Here is an 18,755-nt window from a genome sequence, read left to right on the forward strand (position 1 = left end):
ATCGGCAAGCGTTGCCGCTCGTAGATGCTTCAATGCAGTTTCTCGCAATCTACGACATGGACAAGACCATCACCGCGGCGCCGACCTGGACGCGCTTCCTGGCCATGGCGGCCCGGTCCCGCGCACCCTGGCGGCTGGCGCTGTTCCCGGCGGTGGGGGTGGCCGGGATCGGCTATCTGCTCAAGCTGACCGATCGCGCCGGCCTCAAGCAATTCTCGCAGCGGCTGTTGCTCGGTGGCGCATTGTCCGCCGACGAAATGGCCCGGGTGGCGCAGGCGTTCGCGGCGCACGAGGCGGCGCATGGCGTGTTGCAGGGCGCACGTGCCCAGATCGCGGCGGATCGTGCGGCGGGCTATCGCCTCGTCATGGCGACGGCCTCGCACGGCTATTATGCCGCGGCGATCGGGCGCCTGCTGGGCTTTGACGACGTGATCGCAACCGAGGCGAAGCGCGATGGGCAAGGCCGGATTCTCTCCCTGATCGAAGGGGATAACTGTTACGGGCCCGCAAAGCTCCGCCGGATCGAAGGCTGGATGGCGGCACAGGGAATCGCGCGGGGCGGCGCGCATGTCCGCGCCTATTCGGACCATGTCTCGGATGCCCCCCTGCTCGGCTGGGCGGATGAGGGGTTCGCCGTCAACGCGCATGGGCCGCTGCGCAGGCTCGCCGCGGAAAGGGGCTGGCCGCTGCTCGACTGGCGATAGTCCCGCAGCCGGGCTCCGGCCGGACCGGATTCGGGGCATGCCGGGCAAGGGCGCGGCACTCATAGAAGCGCGTCGATCGTGTGGATGAGGACGCCGACCAGGCCGCCCACCAGGGTGCCGTTGATCCGGATATATTGGAGGTCGCGGCCGACGGCATTCTCCAGCCGGCCGGTGATCGTCCGCGCGTCCCAGCCCTTGATCGTGTCGGAGACGAGGCGGACGATGCCGTCGCCATAGTCGGCCGCCGCGCCGACCGCGCTGCGGCGGGCGAAGCGGTTGATCGTCTCGGCGAGCTTGCGGTCCTGCTGCAGCGTGACGCCGAACTGGCGCAGCGTCTCGCCCATCCGGCCGCCAAGCGCCTTGCCGGGATCGCGGGCGAGGCGGAGCAGCGCGGCGCGGCTCGTCTCCCACAGCCCGTCGATCCAGCGCTGGAAGGCCTGGTTCTCGAGCATCTCGAGCTTGAACGCCTCCACCTTGTCGCGCAGCTCGGGCTTGTGCTGCAGGTCATGTGCGAGCCGCTCCAGCCCTTCCTCGGCCTTGGCGCGGAGCGGATGGCCCGGATCCTCGGCCATTTCGCCGAGCAGCTTGTCGAGCCCCTCGATGATCTTGTTGGCCAGCGTCTCGTCGAGCCCGGTCCAGCGCATGACCGCGCCGGCGCGGCTATGGACCATCTCGCGGATCATATGCTCGTTGGCGTCGAGCACCTTGGCCGCCCAGCGGATCATGCCGTCGAGCAGCGGCAAATGCCGGCCATTGGCGATGGCGGCGCCCAGCGCCTGGCCGAACAGGGGCGCCACGTCGATGGCGCGCAGCCGGGCGGCGATCGCGCCCTTGGCCATGCCGCCCAACCGCTCCTGGTCGAGCGATTCGAGGAAATCGGCGGCCAGGCGCCCGGCGCTGCGCCCGATCCGGCCATCGGCGTGCACCGGATTGGCGAGCCAGCGCCCGGCCGCGCCCGCCACGTCGAGCCGCTGCATCCGCCGGGCCACCACCTTGGGCGTGAGGAAATTGTCGCGCAGGAACTGGGCGAGGGTGCTTGCGATCCGGTCCTTGTTGCGCGGGATGATCGCGGTGTGGGGAATCGGCAGGCGGAGCGGGTGGCGAAACAGCGCCGTCACTGCGAACCAGTCGGCCAGTCCGCCGACCATCGCCGCCTCGGCAAAGGCGCGGACATAGCCGATCGCCGGATGGAGATGATCGAAGGCGCGCGTGAGCAGGAAGAGGACGGCCATCGCCACCAGCAGGCCGGTCGCGACCAGCCGCATCCGGCGAAGGCCGGCAGGGGCAGGCTCAGACGAAAGGGGAGCGCGCAACATGGTCACGCACTCCCCAATACATCAGACGGGATCAAGTTCACTCCGCGGGCTGCGGCGAATCGTCCCCCGGCTTGTGTTCGATCGTCCCGCCGCCATGGCCATGGCCGATGACGCGGCTGCCATCGTCGCCCGGCTTGAAGGTGAGCAGGCGGCGCGACAGCCGCGGTCCGAGCCATTGCTCGAGCCCGACCGCGAGGCTGAACAGCGCGGGCACCATCACCAGCGTGAGCACCGTCGACAGGATCAGGCCGCCGATCACGGTGATGCCCATCGGCGCGCGCCACGAGCTGTCGCCGCTGAGGGAGATCGCAGTCGGGATCATGCCGGCGACCATCGCCACCGTGGTCATCACGATCGGTTGGGCACGCTTGTGCCCGGCGTCGACGATCGCGGTGAACTTGTCGACGCCCTTGGCCATCTCCTCCAGCGCGAAGTCGACGAGCAGGATCGAGTTCTTGGCGACGATGCCGAACAGCATCAGCGCGCCGATCAGCACCGGCATCGAGATCGGCTGGCCGGCGATCCACAGCGCGATCAGCCCGCCCAGCGGCGCGTTGAGCAGCGAGCCCATGTTCACCAGCGGCGACATGAAGCGACGATAGAGCAGCACCAGCACCGCGAAGACCAGGAACACGCCCGACATCAGCGCGATGACGAAGTTCTTCACCATCTCGCCCTGCCACTTGGCCTGGCCCACGGTCATCTCCGCCACGCCGATCGGCAGGTTCTTCATGATCGGCAGTTCGTGGATCTTCTGCTGCGCGACGCCCGAGACCACGGCCTTGCCCGTCTTGGGATCGGTCGCCAGGTCGGCGCCGACGACGACACGCCGCTGCAGGTTCAGCCGCTCGATCTTGGTCGGGCCGGTGCCGAAGGCGATGTCGGCCACCGTGCCGAGCTGGACCGAGCCGCCATTCTGCGTCTGCACCGGCAGGTTCTTGATCGTGTCGAGCTTGGCGCGGGCATTTTCCTGCAGCGCCACGCGGATCGGGATCTGGCGATCCGTCAGCGAGAATTTCGCGCTGTTCTGGTCGATGTCGCCCAGCGTCGCGATGCGGATCGCGCTCGAGAGCGCCGCCGTGGTGACGCCGAGATTCGCCGCCAGGTCGAGCCGCGGCTTGATCACGATTTCCGGCCGGTTGAGGTCGCCCGCGATGCGCGGCGCCACGAGTTCGGGCATCTTCGACATCTGCGCGACCAGCGTGAGCGCGGTCTTGGTGAGCAGCGCGGGATCCTCGCCGCCCAGCGTGATGGTCAGCGCGCGGCCGCTCGATCCCCAGCCGCCCTGGGCGCGGAAGCCCACTCGCGCATCGGGGATCTTGAGCAGGTCGGGCGCGAGGCGGCGCGTGAACTGGTCGCTCGTCTCGGTGCGCTTCTCCTTGAAGATGACCAGCACTCGGCCGTTGCCGACACCGGCGCGCTCGTAGAGATTCTCCACGTTCGGCTCGGTGCGCAGCCGCTCGGCGACCTGGCGGACGACGCGATCGGTCTGCTCCAGCGTGGTGCCCGGCACCATCTCGACATTGACGCTCACCTGGTCCTCGTCCTGCGTCGGCTGGAAGGTCATCGGCAGGATGAAGAAGAAGGCCACGGTCATGACCAGCGACAGGAAGAAGCCGAGGATCGCCGACCAGCGATGCCGCAGCGTCCAGCGCAGCAGCTTCACATAGGCGTCCATGATCAGGCCTTCGCCGTGCGACGCATGGCCCTTGGCCTTGAGGAAATAGGCGGCGATCATCGGCGTTACGAGGCGTGCCACGGCAAGGCTCATCAGCACCGAGGCGACGACCGTGAGGCCGAAATTCTTGAAGAACTGGCCCGAGATGCCCGGCATCAGGCCGACGGGGAGGAACACCGCGACGATCGACATGGTGGTGGCGAGCACCGCGATGCCGATCTCGTCGGCCGCGTCGATCGATGCCTGATAGGCCGATTTGCCCATGCGCATGTGCCGGACGATGTTCTCGATCTCCACGATCGCGTCGTCGACCAGCACGCCCGCCACCAGCGAAAGCGCCAGCAGGGTCATCTGGTTCAGCGTGAAGCCCAGCAGGTCCATGAACCAGAAGGCCGGGATCGACGAGAGCGGGATGGCGAGCGCTGAGATGACGGTGGCGCGCCAGTCGCGCAGGAAGATCAGCACCACGATGACGGCGAGCACGGCGCCCTCGATCATCGCTTCCATCGCCGAATCATATTGCTGCTCGGCGTATTTGCTCCAATTGGCCAGCAGCTCGAAATGAACCTTGTCGTTGTTCTTCTCGAGCTGCTTCAGCTTCTTCTGGGCCTCGTGATAGATCGTCACGTCCGAGGCGCCCTTGGCGCGCTGGATGTCGAACGAGATCACGGCATGGCCGTTGAACCGGGCCGCGCTGCGCAGCTCGGCATAGCTGTCGGTCACGCTGGCGATATCGGCGAGGCGTACGGTGCGGCCGCCGCCGAGCGCGATCTGGGTCTGGCCCAGCGAATAGGCGTCCTTGGCGTTGCCGAGCACGCGGACCGACTGCTCATAGCCGGAAATCTCGGCGCGCCCGCCCGCCGCGTTCATGTTCACCTGGCGCAGCTGCTGGTTCACCTGGCTGGCGGTGAGGCCATAGGACTGGAGCCTGGCCGGATCGAGCTGGACGCGGATCTCGCGGTTGACGCCGCCATTGCGGTTCACCGCCGACATGCCCTCGATCGAGAGCAGGCTCTTGGCGACCGTATTGTCGATGTACCAGCTCAGCTGCTCGACCGTCATGTCGGGCGCGATCGCGGTGAAGCTGGCGATGTCGTTGTCGCTGGCCGAATCGACGCGGCCGATCTGCGGCTCCAGGATGCCGTCGGGCAAGTTGCCGCGAACCTGCTGGATCGCGCTGCGTACATCCTCCACCGCGCGATCGATCGGCGTGCCGATCGCCAGCTGTACGACGGTCTGCGAATTGCCCTCGGTCACCGTCGAGTTGATCTCGTCGATGCCCTGCAGGCTGCGCACGGCGCTTTCCACCTGCTGGGTGATCTGCGTCTCGAGCTCGCTCGGCGCGGCGCCCGGCTGGCTGATCGAGATCCAGACGATCGGGAAGTCGATGTCCGGATTGTTGTTCACGTCCATCCGGTTGAAGCTGACGAGGCCAGCCACCGTGAGGAACAGGAAGAGGACGATCGGCGGAACCGGGTTCCGGATCGCCCAGGCGGAGATGTTCCGGAAGCTCATGACCTACGTCCCTTACTGCTTCTTGAGGAGCTGGGGGATGACCTTCTGCCCCGGATTCAGGAACGCGCCCGCCGTGAGCACCACGCGCTCGCTGCCGGCCAGGCCCTGGGCGATCGAGACGCCCGCATCGGTCACCTCGCCGGTGACGACCGGCGTGCGGACGGCCTGATCCTTGGCATCGAGCGTATAGACGTAATTGCCCTGCGCGTCGGTCTGGATCGCGGACTGGGGCAGGATCACCGCATCCTTCGCGCCGGTGATGATCTGCGTGCTGGCGAATCCGCCCGGGCGCAGCGCCGGATCATAGCTGAGCTGGATGCGGGCGATGCCCTGGCGGGTGCTCGGGTCGATCACCGGCGAGACCTGCCACACCGTGCCGCTGAACACCTGGGTGCTGCCGGTCGGCGTGACCTGCGCGGTCGAGCCGACATGGGTGCGCAGGAGATCCGCCTCGGCAAGCTGCGCGCGCAGCTCCATCTGGCCGCCCATCGCCATGCGGAAGAGCACGCCCGAGCCGCCGCTGACGATCTGGCCCGGCTCGACCTGGCGCGTGAGCACCAGGCCGGCTTCCGGCGCGCGGATGTCGAGCCGGTGGTTGCGCGCCTGGGTCTCGGCGAGCTGGGCGCGGGAGACGCGGACGCGGGCGGAGGCCTGGTCGCGCGCGGCGGTCAGCCGGTCGATATCGGCCTTGGAGACGAAGCCGTTCGAGACGAGGCCCTTCGCGCGATCGAGGTTCGCCTGGGCAAGCTTGGCATCGGCTTCCGAGACGCGCACGGAGGCGGCGAGCGAATCGGCGGTCTGCACCTGGACCGAGCGATCGACGGTGGCGAGGACCTGGCCCTTGGCGACCCAGGTGCCCGGCTCGACGAGCACGCGCGTGACGAGGCCGCCTTCGCCGACCACGCCCACCGGCATCTCGCGCTTGGCGGCGAGGCTGCCGGTGCCGCTGATCACCGTCTGGACCGACTGGCGGCCGGGAATGGCGATGGTGACGGTGGGGATCTGGGACTGGTTGGCCTGTTGCGCACCGCCCTTGCCCGCGGCCGCCTTGGTGGCGGCGCCGTCCTGCTTGCCCATCATGAAATAGGCGGCGATGCCGATCACCACCACCAGGGCCAGCGTGATCCACAGCCAGCGCCGCGACTTCGGCGCTTCCTCGCCACTATATTCCAGCCGCTCCCGTCGTCCGAACATCCCTGCCTCGTAATTAATGTGCGACATTCCGATCCGGCCGAATGGCCGCTGCCCCCCAATGAGATCGCACTGTATTAGATGAATAAGGCACCGGCCACAAGAGCCGTTTCGCTTGGCGCGGGCAAATGCCCGTTTCGGTCTTTTTTCGCAAGTATCCGGAATGTTTCCCGAACCATTTCCGACAAGAAACGGTTGCATTGGCGGCGTTACGGCGCGACGTTCGCGCGCGGTCCGGGGGAGACGGACCGAATCGAGGAGGGATTCAATGCCTCATGGGATTATTGGGTGGCTGCTCATCGGCCTCGTTGCCGGAGCGCTTGGCAAGCTGATCATGCCGGGCAAGGACCCCGGCGGCGTGATCGTCACGATCCTGATCGGTATCGCCGGCGCGCTGCTGGCTTTTTACCTGACGCCGATGCTCGGCCTCGACGTGCGCGACAGCACCTGGCAGGCCTATGCCGCGGCGACTGCCGGCTCGGTGGTGCTGCTGGCGCTGTACCGGCTGGTGATGGTCCGCCGGGTCTGAGGGCCTTTTTCCGTTCAGCTTCCATTTGTCCCGCGTGCGGCAAGCCGGGCGCGGGACAAATCGTTTTTGGAGCGTATCGAATGATTCGGACTGTTCTTGCCACTTCCGCCGCGCTGCTCACGGCTGCGGCGCTGCCGGCTGCCGCGCAGCAGGAAATGCGCCCCGTGCTGCTCGACGGCACGGTGCTCGACGTGAGCGCCACCGGGATCAGCACCAGGGTGCCCGATCTGGCGGTGATCCAGGCGGGTGTCGTCACCCAGGCGGCGACCGCTGCCGAGGCGATGCAGCAGAACAGCGCGCAGATGACCAGGGTGCTGGCCGCGCTGCGCAAGGCCGGCGTCGCCGAGCGCGACATCCAGACCGCGACGATCGGCCTCGCGCCGCAATATCGCTATGCGCAGAACGAGCCGCCGGTGATCACCGGCTACCAGGCCTCGAACCAGGTCTCGGTCCGCTTCCGCGACGTGGCCAGGAGCGGCACGATCCTCGACACGCTGGTGCGCGAGGGCGCCAACAACATCTCGGGTCCCGAGCTGACGGTCGACAAGCCCGAGGGCGCGCTCGACGAGGCGCGGGTGGACGCAGTGACGAAGGCGCGGGCGCGGGCCGAGCTCTATGCCCGGGCGGCGGGGCTCAAGGTCGACCGCATCCTGGCGATCTCGGAGGGCGGGGCGCTGCCCAATCCGCCGATGCCCGTGATGATGATGCGCGCCGCCGCGGCGCCGATGGCGGACAAGACCGAAGTGGCGGCGGGCGAGCGCGAGCTCAACGTCACCGTCACCGTGCGCTTCCTGCTCAAGTAACCGGACATGAAAAGGGGCCGTCCCTCGCGGGGCGGCCCCTTTTGCCTGCGGTCGCCGGAGTTCAGCGTAGCGAGCCGCGGCGGACCAGGTTGACCAGCGCGAGCAGGACGATCGCGCCGACCAGCGACACCAGGAACGTCGTCGGCGTGATGGCGCCGTTGATGCCGCCGCCGCCGAACAGCCAGCCGCCGATAAAGGCGCCGACGATCCCGACGATCACGTTCAGAAAGATGCCCTGCTGGGCATCGGTCCGCATCACGATGCTGGCGAGCCAGCCGACGACGCCGCCGATGACCAGCCAAACGATAAGACCCACCATAAGTCCCTCCGTTGTTTCGGCCCGATGATCGGGCGACGAAACAAAAATGAGTGGACGGTCATGTTGGTTCCGTACCGAAATTTTCGGCCGGTCCGGAACTTTTCCGCGAGCCCCGGAAAGAAAACGGCCCGTCCCGGCAAGCCGGGAACGGGCCGATATTGCGCCTTGAGGGAGGTGCTCAGTATTTCTGCTGGCGCTCGTAGAGCGAGCGATAGTGCTGGATGCGGGTCACCCGCAGGCCGGGCATGCCCGAGCGGTCGATCGCGCGCTGCCAGCCCGCGAATTCCTCGACGGTGAGGCCATAGCGTTCGCAAACCTCGTCGACGCTGAGCAGGCCGCCGTTCACGGCCGCCACCACCTCTGCCTTGCGGCGCACGACCCAGCGGGTCGTCTCGGGCGGGGGAAGCGTCTCGAGCGTAAGCGGCTCGCCGAGCGGGCCAATCACTTTCGCCGGACGGATCTTTTGATTCTCAATCATCTACTCGCCTTTCGGGGCGGGGGGCCCCCGCTACGCAAACTCTACGAACGACCGATATTCGCTGCTTTTGAACATCGGCTAAATCGCCTCGGTAAATTCGATCTTCATTCTTCCTGCCGCCGGGCGAGCGCACGCGCCGCAAGGCGGTGAAACGCCCCGTGCGCGGGTGCGAGCAGCTGCTCGACCGGCGCGATCAGCGCCAGCCGGGCCTGCGCGCGTGCCGTGGGGCTCGCCGCCTGGCGCGCCGCCACGCCGACCAGCAATACCGCCAGTTCGGTCGGCATGGCCGTAATGGCCACATCGCGTTCCAGTCTGGCGAAACTCAGGTCCACGCTCTCTTACCCATCCGACAGGTCGATTTCGGATGAGGCGTTCTAGCCCAAAGTCTTGAAGGGTCCGTAAAGCAGGTGAAAACGCGCGCTTAACCAGCGTTACCGGAATCCCACCGGGGTGGCGCGCCGCCCCGCGAACGCCTAAATGCGCGCGATCATGATCGCAGGAGACTTCCAGCTCGAAGCGCCGCTCAAGGCCAGGCGCATCGTCGTCGCCATGTCCGGCGGCGTCGATTCCTCCGTCGTCGCCGCGCTCGCCGCGGCCACCGGCGCCGAGACGATCGGCGTGACGCTCCAGCTCTACGACCATGGCGAGGCGGTGGGCCGCGCCGGCTCCTGCTGCGCCGGCCGCGACATCCGCGACGCGCGGGCGGTGTGCGATCGGCTGGGGATCGCGCACTATGTCTTCGACCACGCCTCGCGCTTCAAGACCGACGTGATCGACGATTTCGCCGACGAATATCTTGCCGGCCGCACCCCGATTCCCTGCGTGAAGTGCAATATGGGGCCCAAGTTCACCGATCTGTTCGCGCTCGCCCGCGACCTTGGCGCCGATTGCCTCGCCACCGGCCATTATGTCCGCCGCGTCATGGGGCCGCAGGGCGCCGAGCTGCACCGCGCGCACGATCCGGCGCGCGACCAGAGCTATTTCCTGTTCGCGACCACGGCGGCGCAGCTCGATTTCCTGCGCTTTCCGCTGGGCGGCATGCCCAAGCCGCAGGTGCGCGAACTCGCCGCCGAACTGGGCCTGGGCGTCGCCGCCAAGCCCGACAGCCAGGACATCTGCTTCGTTCCCGATGGCGACTATGCCAGCCTGGTGAAGAAGCTGCGTCCGGAGGCGGAGGCGGGCGGCGATATCGTCGACGAAGCCGGCAAGCTGCTGGGGCGGCACCGGGGGCTGATCCATTTCACCGTCGGCCAGCGCCGCGGGCTCGAGATCGGCGGCGCGCCCGAACCCTATTATGTCCTGCGCCTCGATCCCGAGACCCGTCAGGTCGTCGTCGGCCCCAAGCGGGCGCTGGCGGTGCGCGCGGCGCGGATCGAGGGGATCAACTGGCTGGGCGGCGATCATGCCGGGCCGCTCACCGCCAAGGTGCGCAGCCTCGCCAAGCCGGTGCCGGCACGGCTGGAGGGCGGCCGAGTCGTGTTCGAGGCCCCCGAATATGGCGTCGCGCCCGGCCAGGCCGCCGTGCTCTACGCGGGCGATCGCGTGCTGGGCGGCGGCTGGATCGCCGAGACGGAGCGGGCCGAGCTGCTTCCGGCCTGAGCCGCGCGGCGCCCCGCCCCATTTGAGGCGCATCTCGTTGGAATAATTACCCCTTCTTCGTCATCCCCGCGCAGGCGGGGATTCGGAGTCACGGGCGATACGGCAAGGAAACCCCGGGTCCCCGCCTGCGCGGGGAGGACGGTTGCCGGACAATCCTTCCAAGGGACAGGCCTTCCAGGGGACAGGCGCCAGCCTATTTCAGGAACGCCACGATCGCGTCCGAAGTGGCTTCGGGCTGTTCCTCCATCAGCCAATGGCCCGATGCCGGTATCACCACCTGGGTCACGTTCGCCGCCGCGGCGCGCGCCACCGTCGCCATGGTCGGCCCGAACGACTTCTCCCCGCCGATCGCCAGCACCGGCATGGTCAGCTTGCCGCGGGCGAGCAGCGCCCGGTCGTCGATCGCGTCCTGGTCGAACGCGGCGAACTGGCTGAACCCGGCATGCATTGCGCCCGGCAGCGCGTAGAGCGCGGCATAATGGACGCGCGAAGCCTCGTCGAACCTTGCCGGATCGGCCGAGAATTCGTTCCAGAAGCGATCCAGATAGATGCGCTCGCGCCCGGCGACGAGGCGCTCCATGTCCGGTCCGCCGAAACGGAAATGCCAGAGCAGCGGGTTCTTGAGGATCTCCTCCCAGGGGCCGATGCCGGGGATCGGCGCGTCCATCAGCACGAAATGCGGGACGCGCGCCGGATAGCGGGCGACGAAGGCATAGCCGACCATGTTGCCGATATCGTGCGCCACCACGTCCACCCGGTCGACGCCGAGTGCGGCGAGCACGCCCGCCACATCCTCCGCCTGGGTCTTCTTGTCATAGCCGCCCGCGGGCTTGGCCGAGAGGCCCAGGCCGCGCAGATCGGGGACGATCACCCGGCGGTTGCGCACCAGTCGTGCGGCCAGCGGCTCCCACATGTCGCCGGTCTCGCCATAGCCGTGCAGCAGCAGCACTGCCGGTCCGCTGCCGCCGACGCGGACATGGAGGGTGGTGCCGTTGGTCGCGATTTCCCGCGTGCTGAATTCGGCGGGATAGGGCGCCACCTGCGCCGCCGCCGGCATGGCGCATGCAAGCGCCAGAGCTGCCAAGCCAAATTTCCACATCGCATTTCTCCTCCGCAGAGGGACGATGATTCGCCCGGGCCGCGATGATGACTCCGAAACGATCCGCACGCCAATCCCGCCGGCTGCTCCCCGGCGCCGGCGCTTTGCGCAGACGGGATGTTGTGTGTTATATGGGTGATACACAAGGGAGAAATGCATGTTCCTGGCCGCCGCACTCGTGCTGCTCGTTTCCCAGTCCGCGCCCGCTTCCCCGGATTCCGCGCTGCTCGCCGAAGTGAAGGCCGCCGATGCCGCGCTGTTCGACACGTTCTTCGAGCGTTGCGACCCCGCCCGGCTGACATCGCTGGTGACGCCCGATTTCGAGATGTATCACGACAAGGACGGCGTGGTGGCGACCAGCGGCGCGGCGTTCGTGGCGCTCTATGCCAAGCAATGCGAGGCCCGGAAGGCGCCCGGCGCCTGGCGCAGCCGCCGGGCATTGCTGCCCGCGTCGCTGCGCGTCGACCCGGTGCCGGGCTATGGCGCGATCGAGGAAGGCGACCATTTCTTCTACGAGCGGCACGGCGACGGGCCGGAGAAGCTGGTGGGCCGCGCGCATTTCGTCCAGCTGTGGAAGAAGGCGCCGGACGGCTGGCGGGTAGCGCGGATCCTCAGCTACGCGCATCGGGCGGTGGACTGACGCCGATAGCCTCCATGGCCGTCATCCCAGCCTTGAGCCCCGGGAGGGCGACGAAGGATCAAATACTTGCTTGGGTTCTCACCCTAAAGCGCGAATTCTCCCATGATCACCGTCGCGCATTTGCCGCCCAGGATCACCCGGTCCCCGGCCAGCCCGCAGGCGAGATGGCCGCCGCGCTTCGAGGCCTGGAAGGCGCTGAACGTGTCGCGGCCGAGGCGCTTCGCCCAATAGGGCGCGAGCACCGAATGCGCCGATCCGGTGACCGGATCCTCGTCGATGCCCGCGGCCGGCGCGAAGACGCGGCTGATCACGTCGGTGTCGGTGCCCGGTGCCGTCACGATGTTGAGCGTGTCGCCGATCGCGGCGAGCGCCGGGAAATCGGGGCGCAGCGCCAGTACCGCCTCGGCGCTTTCCAGCACGGTCAGGTCATAGCCGTTGGGATGGCGCAGCGTCTCGGCCAGCCCGACGCCGAGCGCGGCGAGCAGGCCGGGCACCTCGGCGGGCTCGGGCGGATAGGCGGGCAGGGCCATCGCATAGCCGGAGCCGCCGGCGGCTTCGTCGCGGCGCACTTCGAGAATGCCGGCCCTGCGGGTGCGGAAGGTGACGCGATCGCGGGCCGGCTCGGCGGAAAGGACGAAATGCCCGCTCGCCAGCGTCGCATGGCCGCAGAGCGCGACTTCGACGGCGGGCGTGAACCAGCGCAGCTCGAAATCGGCCGCGCCGCTGGCATCGGGCAGGAGGAAGGCGGTCTCGGAGAGGTTGTTCTCCTCCGCGATCTGCTGGAGCACCGCATCCGCCAGCCATTCGCGCAGCGGCATGACCGCGGCGGGATTGCCGGTGAAGGGGCGGTCGGCAAAGGCGTCGATCTGGGCGAAAGGCAGGTTCACTCAGCTATCCTTCAGCAAATTGGCTTCGATCATCGGGTTCTCGGGGGCGTCGCAATGGCCTTCGGGATCGACATGGATCAGGATCTCGGTGCCCGGAAAGGCCGCGCCCAGCTCCTTCTCCAGCGCTTCGACCACGTCATGCGCCTGCTGGATCGTCATCGCCGGGTTCATCGATATGTGGAACTGGACGAAGTCGGCGGCGCCGCTGCTGCGGGTGCGCAGGTCGTGCAGGCTCTTGAGCGCGGGGTGGCGCGCGGCGACTTCGACAAAGGCACGGCGCTTCTCCTCCGGCCATTCCTTGTCCATCAGCTGGTCGATCGCCGCCTCGCTGGCGCGCCAGGCGCCGAACAGCAGCCAGAAGGCGATGGCGATGCCGAACACCGGATCGGCGCCGACCATGCCCCAGGCATCGAGCACCAGCGCGACGATCACCGCGCCGTTGAGCAGCAGGTCGGACGTATAATGGATCCGGTCGGCCCCGATGGCGACCGATCCGGTCCGGTTGATGACATGCTGCTGGTAGCGGGTGAGCGCGAGCGTGACGACGATCGCGATCATGCTCACCGCGATGCCCGATTCGGGCGAGGCGGAGACGTCGCCGCCCTGCAGCCGCGTGATCGCGCGCATCAGGATGGCGAGCGCGGAGATCGCGATCACCACCACCTGGAACAGCGCGGCCAGCGCCTCGGCCTTGCCGTGCCCGAAGCGGTGCTCTTCGTCGGCGGGCTGCGAGGCCCAGTGGACGCCGCCCAGCGTGACCAGCGAGGCGAACAGGTCGAGCACCGAATCGGCGAGGCTGGCAAGGACGGCCACCGAGCCCGTCTCGACCGCGGCCCAGGCCTTGAGCGCGCCGAGCAGGATCGCACTGCACACGCTGGCGATGGCGGCGCGGCGGGCGAGGTTGGTCATGGCCGGCCGCTCACGGGTAGAGCAGGCCTTCGGACCAGCCCTGGCCGGCGCGAACGAACAGCCGGCGCTCGTGCAGGCGGTGGGCGCGGTCCTGCCAGAATTCGATCCGGTGCGGCGTGACGCGGTAGCCGCCCCAGTGCGGCGGGCGCGGCACGTCCCGGCCTTCGAAGCGGGCCTTCACTTCCTCGAAGCGGGTCTCGAAGGTCTCGCGCGTATCGAGCGGGCGCGACTGGTCCGAGGCCCAGGCGCCGAGCTGCGAATCGCGGGCGCGGGTGGCGAAATAGGCGTCGCTCTCTGCATCGGTGGCGAAGCCCACCCTGCCTTCGATGCGGATCTGGCGGCGGAGCGACTTCCAGTGAAATAGCAGCGCGACGTTCGCGCCCTCGTCCAGGTCCTGCGCCTTGCGGCTCTCGCGGTTGGTGTAGAAGACGAAGCCTTCGGGGCCATGCCCCTTGAGCAGCACCATCCGGGCCGAGGGCTGGCCGTCCGCGTTCACCGTCGCCAGCACCATCGCATTCGAGTCGTTGGGCTCGCTCTCGCGCGCTTCGCGGTACCAGCTGTCGAACAGTTCGAACGGATCGGTGCTCATGCAGGGGGCTCTAATCGTCCCCCGAACGGGTGTCGAGGAACGACTCCCTTGCTGGCACATTGAATCGGCTTCGCAACGAGGAGGCGAGGATGGCGGCGCGTGCCTATTGGCAGGGACAGATCAGGCTGGCGCTGGTCTCGATCCCGGTCGAGATCTACGCCGCGACCCGATCGGGCGCGCAGATCGCCTTCCACCAGATCCACGCGCCGAGCGGCAAGCGGATCCGCTACGAGAAGGTGGCGCCGGGCGTTGGGCCGGTGGAGCCCGAGGAGATCGTGAAGGGGTTCGAGGTCGCAAAGGGCGAATATGTCCTGCTCGCCCAGGACGAGATCGATGCGGTGAAGCTCGAATCGAAGCGGACGCTCGAGCTCACCCGGTTCGTCGACATGGACGAGATCGACGTGCTCTATTTCGAGCGGCCCTATTTCGTGGTGCCTGCGGACGATCTGGCCGAGGAAGCGTTCATCGTGCTGCGCGAGGCGCTCAGGCGCACCCGCAAGGTGGGGCTGGGTCAGCTGGCGATGCGCGGGCGCGAATATCTGGTGAGCCTGAAGCCGTGCGGGCGCGGCATGGTGCTGGAGACGCTGCGCTATGCCGATGAGGTGAACAAGGCGCAGGGCTATTTCCGCGACATTCCGGACGATGCGCCCGATCCCGAGCTGCTCGGGCTGGCGGAGAGCCTGATCGGGAAGAAAGTGGCGAAGTTCGACCCCAGGACGTTCCACGACCGCTATGTCGATGCGCTCAGGGACCTGATCGAGCGGAAGAAGAAGGCGCACGGTAGGAAGATCGTCGAGGAGAAGGAGGATGCCGGTGCCGGACGCGGCGCGAACGTGGTCGACCTGATGGCGGCGCTTAAGAAATCGCTCGAGAAGCCGGAGGCGAAGCCGCGCCGGGCGGCGAAGAAGGCGCCGGCCAGGAAGCGCGCCTGATGGCCCGGGATCCGCTCGACCGATACAACGCCAGGCGCGACTTCGCGAAGACGGCCGAGCCCGCGGGCAAGCCGGCCCGGGCCGGCGGGCATCGTTTCGTCGTCCAGAAGCACGACGCCACGCGTCTCCACTGGGATTTCCGGCTGGAGATGGACGGGGTGCTCAAGAGCTGGGCGGTGACGCGCGGACCGAGTCTCGATCCCGCCGAGAAGCGCCTCGCGGTGCGCACCGAGGACCATCCGCTCGCCTATGCCGATTTCGAGGGGACGATTCCCGAGGGCGAATATGGCGGCGGCACGGTGATGCTGTGGGACGACGGGACCTGGGCGCCCGTCGACGGAAAGAGCGGGAAGGACCTGGCGAAGGGGCACCTTCACTTCACGCTCGACGGCCAGCGGATGAAGGGCGAATGGCTGCTGATCCGGCTGAAGCCGCGCGGCAGGGAGAAGGCCGAGAACTGGCTGCTCCGCAAGCTCGACGACCGGTTCGCGGGCGCCACCGACGCGCTGGTCGAGACCGGGCTGACCAGCGTGAAGACCGGGCGCACGATGCAGGAGATCGCGGACGGGGCGAAACCGTCGAGCCCGGCGAAGAAGAAGGCGGGCGGCGGGAACCCCAAGTTCCGCAAGCCCCAGCTCGCCACGCTGGTCGACAGCGTGCCCGCGGGCAACCAGTGGCTGCACGAGGTCAAATATGACGGCTATCGCGCCTTGCTCAGTCTCGGCGACAAGGGTCCCAGAATCTACACCCGTACGGGGCTCGACTGGACCGATCGCTTCCCCGGCATCGCCGAAGCGGCCGCCAGCCTCCCGGGCCCGGCGCTGATCGACGGCGAGATCGTCGCGTTCAAGGGCGGCAGGCCCGATTTCTCGACGTTGCAGGAAGTGTTGTCGCGCGGCGGCGGCGAGGGGCTAACGATGTTCGCCTTCGACCTGCTCGAAGCGGACGGCGAGGATCTGGCCAAGCGCCCCCAGCTCGCCCGCAAGGAACGGCTGCGGGCGCTGCTGGAGGGCGCCGATCCGCGCATCCGCTTCTCCGAGCATGTGCTGGGCAGCGGCGAGAAGCTGTTCGAGGCGATGTGCCGCGAAGGCTATGAAGGCGTGGTCTCCAAGCAGGCCGACGCGCCCTATCGCGGCGCGCGGACCAAGGCCTGGCGCAAGACCAAATGCCTTCGCCGCCAGGAATTCGTGATCCTGGGCTGGCTGCCGTCCTCCGCCAGGGGACGCGGCTTCCGCTCGCTGCTGCTCGGAGCGAACGGGCCGGACGGGCTGGCCTATGCCGGCAAGGTCGGCACCGGGTTCGGGATGGCGGCGCTCCGGGATCTGCGCGAACGTCTCGACCGGATCGCGGTGCAGGATCCTGCTGCCGAAGTGCCCCGGGCAGAGGGGCGCGGCGCGCATTGGGTGAAGCCCGAACTGGTCGCCGAGATCGCGTTCGGCGAATTCACTGCCGACAATGTCGTCCGCCACGCCAGCTTCCTCGGCCTGCGCGAGGACAAGCCGGCGAGGCAGGTCGTGGCGGAGAAGCCGGTCGCGGCGCCGGCACCGCTCGAATCGCGCGTGGCGATCAGCAGCCGCGAGCGCGTGATCTTCCCCGGCGACGGCCTGACCAAGGGCGACCTGGCCGATTATTATCTCGCCGTCGCTCCGATCCTGCTGCCCTGGCTCGCCGGCCGGCCGGTCAGCCTAGTCCGCTGCCCCCAGGGCCGGGGGCGGGCCTGTTTCTTCCAGAAGCACGACGCCGGCAGCTTCGGCGAGCATGTCCATCACGTCGACGTGCGCGAGAAGGACGGCTCGATCGAGCCCTATCTCCATGTCGACGATGCCGATGGGATCATGGCCTGCGTCCAGATGGGGACGATCGAATTCCATGGCTGGGGCAGCCTGGTCGCCGATATCGAGAAGCCCGACCGGCTGGTGTTCGACCTCGATCCCGACGAGGGGCTCGACTGGGCCGATGTCAGGAAGGCCGCGGCCGACCTGAAGGAACGCCTCGCCGAGCTGGGGCTGACCAGCTGGCCGATGCTGTCGGGCGGCAAGGGCGTGCATGTGGTGGTGCCGCTGGCGCCGAAGGCAGAATGGCCCGAGGCGAAGAGCTTTTGCGAGCGCTTTGCCCGCGCGCTCGCAGAAGCCGAGCCGGACCGTTTCACCGCCAACCTCAAGAAGGTCCACCGCAAGGGCAGGATCTTCATCGACTATCTGCGCAACCAGCGCGGCAGCACGGCGGTGCTGCCCTATGTCGTCCGCGCCCGCGAAGGCGCGCCGGTGGCCGCGCCGGTCGGCTGGAGCGAGCTGCGCGACATCGACGGCCCCGGACACTTCACCCTTCGCGACCGGGCCGCGCTGATCGAGCGCGCGACCGGGCGGGCGCTCGCGGGCTGGGGGCTGGCGGATCAGACACTGCCCGAAATCTGATCCCGGCCCAGCCAGCCGCGCAGCCGCGTGCGGATCGGCAGGTCCCACCAGGCATGGGCCGCCCAGGCGACCAGCAGCAGGAACGGCACCAGCGCGACGCCGATCGCGACCAACCCGGCCTGCGAAGCGCGGCCGTTCGCGACGAAATTCATCCAGACATAGAGGAAGGGGAAGTGGGTGATGTAGATCGGATAGGAGATGCGTCCGCTCGCCTTGCACAGCCACAGCATGCCGCGCCCAGGCTCGGAATGGCGGCCGGCAACGATGATCGCGGGGAACAGCAGCACCACGCACGCCGCCTCATAGAGTCCGTTGAGCTTCACGCCGCCCACCGCCGGCAGCGTCGGGAAGGCGGTGGCGGCGAGCATGGCCAGCGACAGCGGCAGCCAGCCGATGCGCATGTTCGGCAGGCGCTCGCGCACCCGGTACAGCCACAGGCCGGTGACGAACGGGAAGCACAGGCGCACCGGCGCCATCCAGAAAGTCTCCCAATAGGAGCCCTGGTCGAGCGAGCCCAGCATTCCTGCGCTGACCACCAGCACCGCGCCGCTCAGCAGCGCCAGTGCCGCCAGCGCCGTCGCCGACAGGCGGCGCAGCACCAGGGCATAGGCGAGGTTGCCGATATATTCCTGGAACAGCGTCCAGATGGGTCCGTTCAGCGGATGGGTGTCGGTCCAGCGATTGGGCAGCGACCAGCTGGGCAAGGCGAACAGGCACAGGGCGAAGGCACCGAGCACCGCGCGCAGCGGAACCGCCTGGGCCTGGCCGGCAAAGGGATCGAGCAGATAGCTGGCCAGCCCGAGCAGCGCGCCGAGGATGACGAGCGGGTGCAGCCGGATCAGGCGCAGCGCGAGGAACCCCGTTGTGCGCATTTCCCCCCAGCGATCGTCATAGGCATAGCCGATCACGAATCCCGACAGCGCGAAGAAGAAGTCCACGGCGAGCGGCGCATGGTGGAGCGCCACCCGGGCGCCGTCCCATTTCACGGTGATGCCCTGGATGTGGAAGAGCACCACGATCAGCGCGGCGGTTCCGCGCAGGCCGTCCAGCACTTCGAAATGCGCTTTCCCGGTGGCCGTCCTGTCGGGCGCGTCTGCCCGCGCCGTCGCGATCGCTTCGCCTATCGTCCTGTCAGCGCTGTCGGTCACCCGGT

18 protein-coding genes are annotated in these 18,755 nt (G+C 68.1%); 7 read left to right on the forward strand and 11 right to left on the reverse strand.

The genetic code is table 11. The annotated features are described in order from the left end of the window. Positions 1-32 precede the first annotated feature (32 nt). Positions 33-704, forward strand: coding sequence for an HAD family hydrolase (locus BGP17_RS14215; protein WP_286712452.1), 672 nt, complete (start codon positions 33-35; stop codon positions 702-704). Between the two features lie 59 nt (positions 705-763). Here the strand turns inward: BGP17_RS14215 and BGP17_RS14220 are convergent, their stop codons facing one another. The 3 genes from BGP17_RS14220 to BGP17_RS14230 form a co-directional block, all read right to left on the reverse strand. After that, on the reverse strand, positions 764-1,969 hold the full coding sequence (locus tag BGP17_RS14220) for a DUF445 domain-containing protein (protein WP_167300502.1): 1,206 nt from the start codon (positions 1,967-1,969) through the stop codon (positions 764-766). An 88-nt stretch (positions 1,970-2,057) separates the two neighbouring features. After that, the gene (locus BGP17_RS14225; protein WP_167299916.1) at positions 2,058-5,213 is read right to left on the reverse strand and encodes an efflux RND transporter permease subunit; all 3,156 of its coding nucleotides are present in this window, start codon (positions 5,211-5,213) and stop codon (positions 2,058-2,060) included. Between the two features lie 12 nt (positions 5,214-5,225). After that, positions 5,226-6,425, reverse strand: a complete 1,200-nt coding sequence (locus tag BGP17_RS14230) for an efflux RND transporter periplasmic adaptor subunit (protein WP_380926316.1) — start codon at positions 6,423-6,425, stop codon at positions 5,226-5,228. A gap of 247 nt (positions 6,426-6,672) precedes the next feature. Between BGP17_RS14230 and BGP17_RS14235 the strand changes: the two genes are divergently transcribed. Together BGP17_RS14235 and BGP17_RS14240 are read left to right on the forward strand one after the other, a co-directional pair. Beyond that, positions 6,673-6,933, forward strand: a complete 261-nt coding sequence (locus BGP17_RS14235) for a GlsB/YeaQ/YmgE family stress response membrane protein (RefSeq protein WP_086127930.1) — start codon at positions 6,673-6,675, stop codon at positions 6,931-6,933. An 80-nt stretch (positions 6,934-7,013) separates the two neighbouring features. Beyond that, entirely contained in the window at positions 7,014-7,736 is a 723-nt protein-coding gene (locus BGP17_RS14240; RefSeq protein WP_167299914.1) for an SIMPL domain-containing protein, read from the forward strand. A gap of 61 nt (positions 7,737-7,797) precedes the next feature. Here BGP17_RS14240 and BGP17_RS14245 read toward each other — a convergent pair whose 3' ends face one another. From BGP17_RS14245 to BGP17_RS14255, 3 genes are all read right to left on the reverse strand, one after another. Next, the gene (locus BGP17_RS14245) at positions 7,798-8,052 is read right to left on the reverse strand and encodes a GlsB/YeaQ/YmgE family stress response membrane protein (RefSeq protein ID WP_086128432.1); all 255 of its coding nucleotides are present in this window, start codon (positions 8,050-8,052) and stop codon (positions 7,798-7,800) included. A 181-nt stretch (positions 8,053-8,233) separates the two neighbouring features. Beyond that, on the reverse strand, positions 8,234-8,533 hold the full coding sequence (gene sciP / locus BGP17_RS14250) for a CtrA inhibitor SciP (protein ID WP_086127932.1): 300 nt from the start codon (positions 8,531-8,533) through the stop codon (positions 8,234-8,236). 104 nt (positions 8,534-8,637) lie between these two features. Then, on the reverse strand, positions 8,638-8,832 hold the full coding sequence (locus tag BGP17_RS14255) for a hypothetical protein (RefSeq protein ID WP_306298540.1): 195 nt from the start codon (positions 8,830-8,832) through the stop codon (positions 8,638-8,640). A gap of 190 nt (positions 8,833-9,022) precedes the next feature. On the opposite strand from BGP17_RS14255, the gene mnmA reads away from it, so the two are divergent. Further along, positions 9,023-10,132, forward strand: a complete 1,110-nt coding sequence (gene mnmA / locus BGP17_RS14260) for a tRNA 2-thiouridine(34) synthase MnmA (RefSeq protein ID WP_286712453.1) — start codon at positions 9,023-9,025, stop codon at positions 10,130-10,132. A 193-nt stretch (positions 10,133-10,325) separates the two neighbouring features. Here mnmA and BGP17_RS14265 read toward each other — a convergent pair whose 3' ends face one another. After that, positions 10,326-11,216: an alpha/beta fold hydrolase gene (locus BGP17_RS14265; protein WP_243857300.1), complete on the reverse strand. Its 891-nt coding sequence runs from the start codon at positions 11,214-11,216 to the stop codon at positions 10,326-10,328. Positions 11,217-11,388: 172 nt separating this feature from the next. On the opposite strand from BGP17_RS14265, the gene BGP17_RS14270 reads away from it, so the two are divergent. Next, positions 11,389-11,871 carry a nuclear transport factor 2 family protein gene (locus BGP17_RS14270; RefSeq protein WP_286712454.1) on the forward strand — a complete coding sequence of 161 codons (483 nt, stop codon included), beginning with the start codon at positions 11,389-11,391 and terminating at the stop codon, positions 11,869-11,871. Positions 11,872-11,954: 83 nt separating this feature from the next. Here the strand turns inward: BGP17_RS14270 and BGP17_RS14275 are convergent, their stop codons facing one another. Genes BGP17_RS14275 through pdxH form a run of 3 tightly spaced genes read right to left on the reverse strand, consistent with a single transcriptional unit; the run spans position 11,955 to position 14,316 of the window. Further along, complete coding sequence (locus BGP17_RS14275) at positions 11,955-12,758, reverse strand: PhzF family phenazine biosynthesis protein (protein WP_167299911.1); 804 nt, start codon at positions 12,756-12,758, stop codon at positions 11,955-11,957. Then, positions 12,759-13,667 carry a cation diffusion facilitator family transporter gene (locus BGP17_RS14280; RefSeq protein ID WP_167299910.1) on the reverse strand — a complete coding sequence of 303 codons (909 nt, stop codon included), beginning with the start codon at positions 13,665-13,667 and terminating at the stop codon, positions 12,759-12,761. It lies immediately after the preceding gene. A 10-nt stretch (positions 13,668-13,677) separates the two neighbouring features. Continuing rightward, complete coding sequence (pdxH, locus tag BGP17_RS14285; RefSeq protein ID WP_286712455.1) at positions 13,678-14,316, reverse strand: pyridoxamine 5'-phosphate oxidase; 639 nt, start codon at positions 14,314-14,316, stop codon at positions 13,678-13,680. A 29-nt stretch (positions 14,317-14,345) separates the two neighbouring features. Here pdxH and ku point away from each other — a divergent pair, with 29 nt between their 5' ends. Both ku and ligD read left to right on the forward strand, forming a co-directional pair. Continuing rightward, entirely contained in the window at positions 14,346-15,188 is an 843-nt protein-coding gene (gene ku, locus BGP17_RS14290) for a non-homologous end joining protein Ku (protein WP_167299908.1), read from the forward strand. Further along, on the forward strand, positions 15,188-17,602 hold the full coding sequence (gene ligD / locus BGP17_RS14295; RefSeq protein WP_286712456.1) for a DNA ligase D: 2,415 nt from the start codon (positions 15,188-15,190) through the stop codon (positions 17,600-17,602). Before ku ends, ligD begins: the two co-directional genes overlap by 1 nt. Here ligD and BGP17_RS14300 read toward each other — a convergent pair. Further along, positions 17,581-18,750 carry an acyltransferase family protein gene (locus BGP17_RS14300; protein ID WP_286712457.1) on the reverse strand — a complete coding sequence of 390 codons (1,170 nt, stop codon included), beginning with the start codon at positions 18,748-18,750 and terminating at the stop codon, positions 17,581-17,583. The genes ligD and BGP17_RS14300 overlap by 22 nt on opposite strands. Positions 18,751-18,755: the final 5 nt, after the last annotated feature.

The organism is Sphingomonas sp. 67-41, assembly GCF_001899725.1.
GTDB classification, from domain to species: domain Bacteria; phylum Pseudomonadota; class Alphaproteobacteria; order Sphingomonadales; family Sphingomonadaceae; genus Sphingomonas; species Sphingomonas leidyi.